Origin of the sequence: Pseudomonas baltica (genome assembly GCF_014235765.1) — a bacterium.
Lineage (GTDB): Bacteria > Pseudomonadota > Gammaproteobacteria > Pseudomonadales > Pseudomonadaceae > Aquipseudomonas > Aquipseudomonas baltica.
On sequence record NZ_JACMYH010000016.1, the window covers coordinates 1 to 2,977 of the forward strand.

The window sequence follows — 2,977 nt, forward strand, 5'->3', positions numbered from 1 at the left end:
GAGTAAATGCGAATTTTCGGCGAATGTCGTCTTCACAGTATAACCAGATTGCTTGGGGTTATATGGTCAAGTGAAGAAGCGCATACGGTGGATGCCTTGGCAGTCAGAGGCGATGAAAGACGTGGTAGCCTGCGAAAAGCTTCGGGGAGTCGGCAAACAGACTGTGATCCGGAGATGTCTGAATGGGGGAACCCAGCTGTCATAAGACAGTTATCTCATGCTGAATACATAGGCATGAGAGGCGAACCAGGGGAACTGAAACATCTAAGTACCCTGAGGAAAAGAAATCAACCGAGATTCCCTTAGTAGTGGCGAGCGAACGGGGACCAGCCCTTAAGTTGGTTTGAGATTAGCGGAACGCTCTGGAAAGTGCGGCCATAGTGGGTGATAGCCCTGTACGCGAAAATCTCTTGTCAATGAAATCGAGTAGGACGGGGCACGAGAAACCTTGTCTGAATATGGGGGGACCATCCTCCAAGGCTAAATACTACTGACTGACCGATAGTGAACTAGTACCGTGAGGGAAAGGCGAAAAGAACCCCGGAGAGGGGAGTGAAATAGATCCTGAAACCGTATGCGTACAAGCAGTGGGAGCCCACTTTGTTGGGTGACTGCGTACCTTTTGTATAATGGGTCAGCGACTTATATTCAGTGGCGAGCTTAACCGAATAGGGGAGGCGTAGCGAAAGCGAGTGTTAATAGCGCGTTTAGTCGCTGGGTATAGACCCGAAACCGGGCGATCTATCCATGGGCAGGTTGAAGGTTGGGTAACACTAACTGGAGGACCGAACCGACTACCGTTGAAAAGTTAGCGGATGACCTGTGGATCGGAGTGAAAGGCTAATCAAGCTCGGAGATAGCTGGTTCTCCTCGAAAGCTATTTAGGTAGCGCCTCATGTATCACTGTAGGGGGTAGAGCACTGTTTCGGCTAGGGGGTCATCCCGACTTACCAAACCGATGCAAACTCCGAATACCTACAAGTGCCGAGCATGGGAGACACACGGCGGGTGCTAACGTCCGTCGTGAAAAGGGAAACAACCCAGACCGTCAGCTAAGGTCCCAAAATCCTGGTTAAGTGGGAAACGATGTGGGAAGGCTTAGACAGCTAGGAGGTTGGCTTAGAAGCAGCCACCCTTTAAAGAAAGCGTAATAGCTCACTAGTCGAGTCGGCCTGCGCGGAAGATGTAACGGGGCTCAAACCAGGTACCGAAGCTACGGGTATCATCTTAGGATGATGCGGTAGAGGAGCGTTCTGTAAGCCTGTGAAGGTGAGTTGAGAAGCTTGCTGGAGGTATCAGAAGTGCGAATGCTGACATGAGTAACGACAATGGGTGTGAAAAACACCCACGCCGAAAGACCAAGGTTTCCTGCGCAACGTTAATCGACGCAGGGTTAGTCGGTCCCTAAGGCGAGGCTGAAAAGCGTAGTCGATGGAAAACAGGTTAATATTCCTGTACTTCTGGTTATTGCGATGGAGGGACGGAGAAGGCTAGGCCAGCTTGGCGTTGGTTGTCCAAGTTTAAGGTGGTAGGCTGAGATCTTAGGTAAATCCGGGATCTTAAGGCCGAGAGCTGATGACGAGTTGTCTTTTAGACGACGAAGTGGTTGATGCCATGCTTCCAAGAAAAGCTTCTAAGCTTCAGGTAACCAGGAACCGTACCCCAAACCGACACAGGTGGTTGGGTAGAGAATACCAAGGCGCTTGAGAGAACTCGGGTGAAGGAACTAGGCAAAATGGCACCGTAACTTCGGGAGAAGGTGCGCCGGTGAGGGTGAAGGACTTGCTCCGTAAGCTCATGCCGGTCGAAGATACCAGGCCGCTGCGACTGTTTATTAAAAACACAGCACTCTGCAAACACGAAAGTGGACGTATAGGGTGTGACGCCTGCCCGGTGCCGGAAGGTTAATTGATGGGGTTAGCGCAAGCGAAGCTCTTGATCGAAGCCCCGGTAAACGGCGGCCGTAACTATAACGGTCCTAAGGTAGCGAAATTCCTTGTCGGGTAAGTTCCGACCTGCACGAATGGCGTAACGATGGCGGCGCTGTCTCCACCCGAGACTCAGTGAAATTGAAATCGCTGTGAAGATGCAGTGTATCCGCGGCTAGACGGAAAGACCCCGTGAACCTTTACTATAGCTTTGCACTGGACTTTGAATTTGCTTGTGTAGGATAGGTGGGAGGCTTTGAAGCGTGGACGCCAGTCTGCGTGGAGCCAACCTTGAAATACCACCCTGGCAACTTTGAGGTTCTAACTCAGGTCCGTTATCCGGATCGAGGACAGTGTATGGTGGGTAGTTTGACTGGGGCGGTCTCCTCCTAAAGAGTAACGGAGGAGTACGAAGGTGCGCTCAGACCGGTCGGAAATCGGTCGTAGAGTATAAAGGCAAAAGCGCGCTTGACTGCGAGACAGACACGTCGAGCAGGTACGAAAGTAGGTCTTAGTGATCCGGTGGTTCTGTATGGAAGGGCCATCGCTCAACGGATAAAAGGTACTCCGGGGATAACAGGCTGATACCGCCCAAGAGTTCATATCGACGGCGGTGTTTGGCACCTCGATGTCGGCTCATCACATCCTGGGGCTGAAGCCGGTCCCAAGGGTATGGCTGTTCGCCATTTAAAGTGGTACGCGAGCTGGGTTTAGAACGTCGTGAGACAGTTCGGTCCCTATCTGCCGTGGACGTTTGAGATTTGAGAGGGGCTGCTCCTAGTACGAGAGGACCGGAGTGGACGAACCTCTGGTGTTCCGGTTGTCACGCCAGTGGCATTGCCGGGTAGCTATGTTCGGGAAAGATAACCGCTGAAAGCATCTAAGCGGGAAACTTGCCTCAAGATGAGATCTCACTGGAACCTTGAGTTCCCTGAAGGGCCGTCGAAGACTACGACGTTGATAGGTGGGGTGTGTAAGCGCTGTGAGGCGTTGAGCTAACCCATACTAATTGCCCGTGAGGCTTGACCATATAACACCCAAGCAATTTG

At 51.9% G+C, this 2,977-nt stretch carries 1 rRNA gene; it reads left to right on the plus strand.

The features are described 5' to 3' along the window. Nucleotides 1–64 precede the first annotated feature (64 nt). Nucleotides 65–2,958 (plus strand): 23S ribosomal RNA (locus H7993_RS20650). The last annotated feature ends 19 nt before the right edge of the window (nucleotides 2,959–2,977 follow it).